Below are 7,066 nucleotides of genomic sequence, written 5' to 3'. Positions count from 1 at the left end.
ATGTAAGTCGTGTAACGGTTACTATCTTTCTTGGTAACGTTGATCTCACGTCCGTTGATACGCGCTTCGCGAACCTGGTCCTGATTGACCTCTTGCAGGAAGGTAGAGTAATCCACCTTACGGCCACTCGACTCGCTGGGCCCAAAGCTCTGGAATACTGACATCAGCACAACGGCAATGACCAGCCAGAGTATTAGGTTTTTCGCCATGTCACTCAAGGGATTAACCTCATATTACAACTGTGTTAAAAACAGCGTCAGGATACTCTGTATCCCGTCTCATTCAAACCTGGGTTTGATATCAACGGTTTATCATTTTCGCCCGGTCGCTACAATGTACACTTCGCGTGAACGTGCACGCGAAGAGTCCGGTTTACGCACTTTTACCTTCGTAAACAGAGAGCGAATTTCTCTTAGGTACTCATCGAAACCTTCGCCCTGAAACACCTTCACTACAAAATTTCCGCCCGGTGCGAGAACGTCGCGGCACATCTGCAGCGCCAACTCCACCAGATACATGGCGCGGGGAATATCCACCGCCGGTGTTCCGCTCATGTTGGGGGCCATGTCAGACATGACCACCTGAACTTTTTCGTCGCCAACGCGCTCAAGCAGCGCCTTTACGACTAATTCATCACGAAAATCGCCCTGAAGGAAGTCGACGCCAACGATGGGATCCATAGGAAGAAGATCGCATGCGATGATTCGCCCCTTGCCGCCAATCTGCGTGACCACATACTGTGACCAGCCGCCCGGCGCTGCCCCCAGGTCGACAACCGTCATGCCTGGCTTAAAAAGCTTGTCACTTTGCTGTATTTCATCAAGTTTAAACCAGGCGCGGGAACGTAACCCTTTTTTCTGCGCCTGCTGCACATATTTATCGCTAAAGTGTTCCTGAAGCCAGCGGCTTGAACTGGCAGAACGCTTTTTACCTGTCATCTCTATATCCAAGTTGTTCATCGTGAGTAGCAGGCTATCAACTATCAGCACAGCCGATTTGGCGATACACTGGAGATGGCGGTAGAATGAACCGTTTTCAATCCCAACGTAAGCAAAAATATACGATGAATCTGAGTACTAAACAAAAACAGCACCTTAAAGGTCTGGCACATCCGCTCAAGCCTGTAGTTATGCTTGGCAACAATGGTTTGACCGAAGGGGTACTGGCCGAGATTGAACAAGCGCTAGAGCACCATGAGCTAATCAAGGTCAAGATCGCTACCGAAGACCGCGAAACTAAGACGCTGATCGTGGAAGCGATTGTTCGTGAAACCGGCGCCTCTAACGTACAGGTCATCGGTAAAACGCTGGTGCTGTACCGCCCATCGAAGGAGCGTAAAATTTCGCTGCCACGCTAAGAATATCCTGGATAGAACACAAAATCTGTGTAAAACGAGGGGTTTTCCGCAAGCTGACAAGCAAAATGCCACGCTCTTGACGTTGTTAAAAGGCCGCTATGCGGCCTTTTTCTTATCTTTACATTACGTCAACATATTACAGGTTGGCGCGTAATTAAAGATATTCTACCTTGAGGATCTCATACTCCACTTCGCCACCCGGCGTGCGAATGACGACCACATCGTCCTGCTCTTTGCCGACCAGACCACGGGCAATCGGCGAGTTTACCGAGATCAGATTCTGCTTAAAATCCGCCTCGTCATCACCCACGATACGGTAGGTCTGCTCTTCGTCGTTATCGAGATTCAGCACGGTAACGGTCGAGCCAAAAATCACGCGGCCATTGTTAGGCATTTTTGTGATGTCGATCACCTGCGCATTGGAGAGCTTGGCTTCAATGTCTTTGATACGCCCTTCGCAGAACCCCTGCTGCTCGCGGGCAGCATGGTACTCGGCATTCTCTTTCAGGTCGCCATGCTCACGGGCATCGGCAATCGCAGCGATGATTTCAGGACGACGCACGGACTTCAGGAAATCCAGCTCTTCGCGTAATTTTTCAGCACCACGTAAGGTCATCGGAATAGCTTGCATTGTTATACCTCTTAAACATTCCTGTAGGGAGCGGTGGCCCCGCCCCGGCAGCTTTACCCCCGCATACCGCGCAAAGGAGGGGGGACAAAAGCAAAAGAAAACCGACCCGGAGACAAGGCTCCAGGTCAGCAGCAATTTTTCAATTTGATACGCATTTTACCCGGAAGTTCCTTATGGGTCATCGTTTACTTTCCGGTGCGATGCACCGTAGTATGACGGCCTGTTTCCAGGTTTCTAGCGCGAGATTATGCGATTTTCCAGATATGTCATCGGATTGACCACCAGTATAGCGTTGAATGTGCAGGCTGCGAACGTTGATGAGTACATTAACCAGCTCCCTGCTGGCGCAAACCTCGCCCTGATGGTGCAGAAGGTTGGTGCCCAGGCTCCCGATATTGATTACCACAGCCAGCAGATGGCCCTGCCCGCCAGTACCCAAAAGGTGATCACTGGCCTGGCTGCCCTGCTGCAGCTCGGGCCAGATTTCCGTTTTACCACCACGCTTGAGAGTAAAGGTAATGTTGCGAACGGGGTGCTAAAAGGGGATTTAGTGGCGCGATTTGGCGGCGATCCGACGCTAAAACGTCAGGATATCCGCAATATGGTGGCGGTGCTGAAAAAATCCGGCGTACAGCAGATCGATGGCAACGTGCTGATCGATACCTCGGTGTTTGCCAGCCACGATAAAGCCCCCGGCTGGCCGTGGAACGACATGACCCAGTGCTTCAGCGCGCCGCCTGCCGCCGCGATTATCGATCGCAACTGCTTCTCGGTATCGCTCTATAGCGCCCAGAAGGCCAACGAGCTGGCGTTTATCCGCATCGCCTCCTACTACCCCGTCACCATGTTCAGCCAGGTGCGCACGCTGGCGAAAGGCTCCCCTGATGCCCAGTACTGCGAGCTGGACGTCGTCCCGGGCGATCTCAACCGCTTTACGCTGACCGGCTGCCTGACCCAGCGCGCCGACCCGCTGCCGCTGGCCTTTGCCATCCAGGACGGGGCGAGCTACGCCGGTGCCGTGCTTAAGGATGAGCTTAAGCAGGCCGGGATTACCTACAGCGGTACGCTGCTGCGCCAGACGCTGGTTAACGAGCCGGGAACGGTGATCGCCAGCAAGCAGTCCGCGCCGCTGCACGATCTCTTAAAGATTATGCTGAAAAAGTCGGACAACATGATCGCTGATACCGTGTTTCGCACCATTGGCCATGCGCGCTTTGGCGTGCCGGGCACGTGGCGTGCGGGGGCGGATGCCGTACGGCAGATCCTACGCCAGCAGGCGGGAGTCGATCTGGGTAACAGCATTGTGGTGGATGGCTCCGGCCTGTCGCGCCATAATCTGATCTCTCCGGCTACCATGATGCAGGTGCTACAGTATATCGCCCAGCATGACACCGAGCTGAACTTCATCTCAATGCTGCCGCTGGCGGGCTATGATGGCTCGTTACAGTACCGTGCCGGTCTGCATGCGGCAGGCGTAGACGGCAAGGTGTCGGCGAAGACAGGCTCCCTGCAGGGGGTGTACAACCTGGCGGGCTTTATTACCACTGCCAGCGGCCAGCGCATGGCCTTTGTGCAGTATCTCTCCGGCTATGCGGTAGAGCCTGCCGACCAGCGTAACCGCCGTATTCCACTGGTACGCTTCGAGAGCCGGCTCTACAAAGACGTTTACCAGAATAATTAATTCGCCGACGTCAACAAACAAAAACCCCGGCTCATGGTCATAATGCTTTTTAGTTAAGCTGAAGAAGAAGGGAAATATGTGACTCTGGCATATGTGTTCCGTTCACCTCAAATTAGACTGAATATATAACGCACGTCACACGTGAACGGGATAAGGGGGCCACCGCGGCCCCCTTATCGATCCCCGCGGCCCCGCGGGGAAACCGGTGCTGCGCACTGCGCTCACCTCCCGTCCGGCTGACCGACGGCCGGCTCGACTCGACGTCGTGTCTCGTTTCGCCTCTGGCCGCCCTCCCTGGCGTCCAGTCCTTGTCATCCGGTCTCCGGTTCGCCGGTTTCAGCGGGGACTCAACACCCGCGCTGTTAGACCGGAACTTACAGCAACATTGAAGCCGCTATAAGCACGATATCAAAGCGAGGTGTTGGGTCCGGCTGAAAATCGCCGAGGCGTTCACTTCTGGCCGGGGCAGCCCGCATGGATGCGGGCTGAGGGCGTGACTTACAGGGACGTTGCATCTCGCCCGACCCGGTAGCCGGAAGGGATAAGCCGAGGGAACCGCGCAGCGGCGATTTTCCCTGCCGGGAGCCCGGGTCGCCAGGGTGGTGGCGGCGAGCCACCCTGGCACGTTCACGTGTGCAGAATTTTCAGATAAGCAGGAGATTAGAAGTGAACGGAAACACAGTCAGACCTACATATTCTTCATGTTTTCCAATAAAAAAATGCCAGTCAGCTTAACTGACTGGCATTACGCCTACGGGCGAGGTTTCTACTGGATTAACGCTTGTAGATGAATTCGATCCCTTCGTCGTCTTCTTCATCCCAGTCGTCGTCTTCATCGTCTTCTTCGACGTCAGCTTCTTCAAGCTGCTGACGGTGGTAATCATCCCACATGAATTCGACTTTCTCCGGCTGCTTCGCTTCTTCAGCCTGAACCAGCGGGTTCTCGATGATGAAGGTCATAACGTCCCAGCACAGGTCTTTTACGCCCTGCTGGCTGGCCGCAGAGATGAGATAGTGCTTATCTTCCCAGCCCAGCGCCGTAGCAATCGCCTGCGCCTTCTCTTCGGCCTCAGCCTTATCCATCAGATCGATCTTGTTGAAGACCAGCCAGCGCGGCTTAGCGGCCAGCTTCTCGCTGTACTTCTCCAGCTCGCCAATGATGATGCGCGCGTTTTCAACCGGATCGGAACCGTCAATCGGATCGATATCGATCAGGTGCAGCAGGACGCGGCAGCGCTCGAGGTGCTTCAGGAAGCGAATACCCAGCCCTGCACCCTCTGCCGCGCCCTCAATCAGGCCCGGAATGTCAGCAACCACGAAGCTCTTCTCGGTGTCCATACGCACTACGCCAAGGCTCGGCACCAGAGTGGTGAACGGATAGTCCGCCACTTTCGGCTTCGCTGCGGAGACGGCGCGAATGAAGGTCGATTTACCGGCGTTAGGCATGCCCAGCATCCCGACGTCGGCCAGCAGCATCAGCTCGAGCTGCAGATCGCGCTTGTCGCCCGGCGTGCCCATCGTTTTCTGACGCGGGGTACGGTTGACGGAGGATTTAAAGCGCGTGTTGCCCAGACCGTGCCAGCCGCCTTTCGCCACCATCAGGCGCTGACCGTGTTTGGTCATATCGCCCATGGTCTCGCCGGTGCCCTGGTCAATGATGCGCGTTCCTACCGGCACCTTAACGGTGACATCTTTACCACGCTTGCCGGTACAGTCCCGGCTCTGGCCGTTCTGCCCACGCTCGGCGCGGAAAGACTTCTCGAAACGGTAGTCGATCAGGGTGTTGAGGTTCTCGTCCGCTTCCAGCCAGACATCGCCACCGTCACCACCGTCGCCGCCGTCAGGGCCGCCACGCGGAATATATTTTTCACGACGAAAGCTTACGCAGCCGTTACCGCCGTCACCTGCCACGACCAGAATCGTAGCTTCATCAACAAACTTCATTTTACTCTCCGTTACTCATTCGCCTGAGCGGGGTAAAGTGACAATCACTTCACGCTTGCGCCAGCGTCCCCAGAGGCGGTGGCCTATGGCGGAATACATAGCGCCCGCAACCACGACAAACGCACCGAGATAACCTAAAAGGTTTAACATCGGTCTGGCGAAAACATCGGGCCAGGCCTGTGATAATAAATCCGAAAACAACAGCGTAAACAGCGGGGTAAGCGTGATCAATGCGCTCACCTGCGCCGCCTGCCAGCGCGCCATCGCCTCAGCGAGCGCGCCGTATCCTACCAGCGTATTGAGGCCGCAGAAGATCAGGCAGGCCAGCTGCCAGGAGCTAAGCTGGGCTATCGTGGCAGGCTCCGCCAGCGGCAGCAGTGCTATTGTGCATAAAGTGTACAGCAAAAAGAGGATCTGCTGCGAGGCCAACCGGCGTAATAACACCTTTTGCGCGACCCCATAGCTCACCCAGACCGCGGCGGCGCTGACGCCGAAGATCACACCCCAGGTGTAATCGGTCAGTCTGGTGAAGATCTCTATCAGGCTGGTGTTGAAAAACATTACCAGCCCGCAAAGCAGCATTATCGCCCCAATGACCTGGGTGCCGCGCATCTTCTCCTTCAGGATAAAGACGCTAGCCACCATCATGCCCACCGGTGAGAGTTGTCCAATCACCTGCGAGGCCGTCGGGGTCAAATATTGCAGAGAGGAGCTGAAGAGAATGAAATTCCCGAACAGGCCCCCGGTGGCAATAGCGAGCAAAACCAGCCAGCGGCGTTGACGGAAAATACGCATCGGTGGCAGTTTGCCTTTGATGGCCAGAATAGCGCCGAGACCTATCGCCGCCATTAAAAAGCGATAGAACACGATTGTGGGCGGTTCCATCACCTCCAGCACCTGCTTCATGGCAATGGGCAATGCACCCCAGCACATGGCTGTCGTTAGCGCCAAAAGGATCCCAATGCCTGCCTGCTGCTTCATGCCCTATTCCCTGCAAATAATTTACCGGGACAGAATGTAAAAAGCCCCGCAACGTATTGCGGGGCTTTCATCCGTTACCGGGACGCGAAAAACTTATTCAGCAACGATGCTGATGAACTTACGGTTTTTCGGACCTTTAACTTCGAACTTAACTTTACCGTCAGTCAAAGCGAACAGAGTATGGTCACGGCCGCAACCTACGTTAGAGCCAGCGTGGAATTTGGTACCACGTTGACGAACGATGATGCTACCTGCCAGTACTGCTTCTCCGCCAAAGCGTTTTACGCCCAGACGTTTAGCTTCTGAATCGCGACCGTTACGAGTTGAGCCGCCAGCCTTTTTGTGTGCCATTTAAATCTGCTCCCCTAGTCTTAAGCGCTGATGCCAGTGATTTTAACATCAGTGAACCACTGACGATGGCCCTGCTGCTTACGGTAGTGTTTACGACGACGAAACTTAACGATTTTAACTT

At 54.9% G+C, this 7,066-nt stretch carries 9 protein-coding genes; 2 read left to right on the top strand and 7 right to left on the bottom strand.

Features of this window, described 5'->3' with window-relative positions; translation table 11 throughout:
* Both RTP97_RS20940 and rlmE read right to left on the bottom strand, forming a co-directional pair.
* Nucleotides 1-209 (bottom strand): ATP-dependent metallopeptidase FtsH/Yme1/Tma family protein (locus RTP97_RS20940; RefSeq protein WP_312417045.1); only part of this gene is annotated, 209 nt, incomplete at its 3' end.
* Between the two features lie 102 nt (nt 210-311).
* Nucleotides 312-938 (bottom strand): 23S rRNA (uridine(2552)-2'-O)-methyltransferase RlmE, encoded by a 627-nt coding sequence (rlmE, locus tag RTP97_RS20935; RefSeq protein WP_042390101.1) that lies wholly within the window; start codon nt 936-938, stop codon nt 312-314.
* Between the two features lie 125 nt (nt 939-1,063).
* Here rlmE and yhbY point away from each other — a divergent pair, with 125 nt between their 5' ends.
* Nucleotides 1,064-1,357 carry a ribosome assembly RNA-binding protein YhbY gene (gene yhbY, locus RTP97_RS20930; protein WP_042390674.1) on the top strand — a complete coding sequence of 98 codons (294 nt, stop codon included), beginning with the start codon at nt 1,064-1,066 and terminating at the stop codon, nt 1,355-1,357.
* Nucleotides 1,358-1,511: 154 nt separating this feature from the next.
* On the opposite strand, the gene greA is transcribed toward yhbY, so the two are convergent.
* Nucleotides 1,512-1,988, bottom strand: coding sequence for a transcription elongation factor GreA (greA, locus tag RTP97_RS20925; protein WP_042390099.1), 477 nt, complete (start codon nt 1,986-1,988; stop codon nt 1,512-1,514).
* A 247-nt stretch (nt 1,989-2,235) separates the two neighbouring features.
* Between greA and dacB the strand changes: the two genes are divergently transcribed.
* Nucleotides 2,236-3,669 (top strand): serine-type D-Ala-D-Ala carboxypeptidase, encoded by a 1,434-nt coding sequence (gene dacB, locus RTP97_RS20920; RefSeq protein ID WP_312417041.1) that lies wholly within the window; start codon nt 2,236-2,238, stop codon nt 3,667-3,669.
* Between the two features lie 774 nt (nt 3,670-4,443).
* Here the strand turns inward: dacB and cgtA are convergent.
* From cgtA to RTP97_RS20900, 4 genes are all read right to left on the bottom strand, one after another.
* Complete coding sequence (cgtA, locus tag RTP97_RS20915) at nt 4,444-5,613, bottom strand: Obg family GTPase CgtA (protein WP_312228812.1); 1,170 nt, start codon at nt 5,611-5,613, stop codon at nt 4,444-4,446.
* A 15-nt stretch (nt 5,614-5,628) separates the two neighbouring features.
* Nucleotides 5,629-6,594, bottom strand: coding sequence for a DMT family transporter (locus tag RTP97_RS20910; protein WP_312417038.1), 966 nt, complete (start codon nt 6,592-6,594; stop codon nt 5,629-5,631).
* A 93-nt stretch (nt 6,595-6,687) separates the two neighbouring features.
* Nucleotides 6,688-6,945, bottom strand: coding sequence for a 50S ribosomal protein L27 (rpmA, locus tag RTP97_RS20905; RefSeq protein ID WP_017457338.1), 258 nt, complete (start codon nt 6,943-6,945; stop codon nt 6,688-6,690).
* 20 nt (nt 6,946-6,965) lie between these two features.
* Nucleotides 6,966-7,066, bottom strand: a 101-nt coding sequence (locus RTP97_RS20900; RefSeq protein WP_312417047.1) for a bL21 family ribosomal protein, incomplete at its 5' end; no start/stop codon positions are given.

The sequence above is a fragment of the Pseudescherichia sp. genome (genome assembly GCF_031998825.1).
Taxonomy (GTDB): Bacteria; Pseudomonadota; Gammaproteobacteria; order Enterobacterales; family Enterobacteriaceae; genus Pseudescherichia.
The sequence above is the reverse complement of the archived record's forward strand: the minus strand, read 5'-3'. Positions and strand labels throughout refer to the sequence as shown.

Bases quoted from the DNA above. Each gene is read 5' to 3' on its own strand.
- dacB (WP_312417041.1), top strand. From the start codon at position 2,236: ATGCGATTTTCCAGATATGTCATCGGATTGACCACCAGTATAGCGTTG.
- yhbY (WP_042390674.1), top strand. From the start codon at position 1,064: ATGAATCTGAGTACTAAACAAAAACAGCACCTTAAAGGTCTGGCACAT.
- rpmA (WP_017457338.1), bottom strand. From the start codon at position 6,945: ATGGCACACAAAAAGGCTGGCGGCTCAACTCGTAACGGTCGCGATTCA.
- rlmE (WP_042390101.1), bottom strand. From the start codon at position 938: ATGACAGGTAAAAAGCGTTCTGCCAGTTCAAGCCGCTGGCTTCAGGAA.
- cgtA (WP_312228812.1), bottom strand. From the start codon at position 5,613: ATGAAGTTTGTTGATGAAGCTACGATTCTGGTCGTGGCAGGTGACGGC.
- RTP97_RS20910 (WP_312417038.1), bottom strand. From the start codon at position 6,594: ATGAAGCAGCAGGCAGGCATTGGGATCCTTTTGGCGCTAACGACAGCC.
- greA (WP_042390099.1), bottom strand. From the start codon at position 1,988: ATGCAAGCTATTCCGATGACCTTACGTGGTGCTGAAAAATTACGCGAA.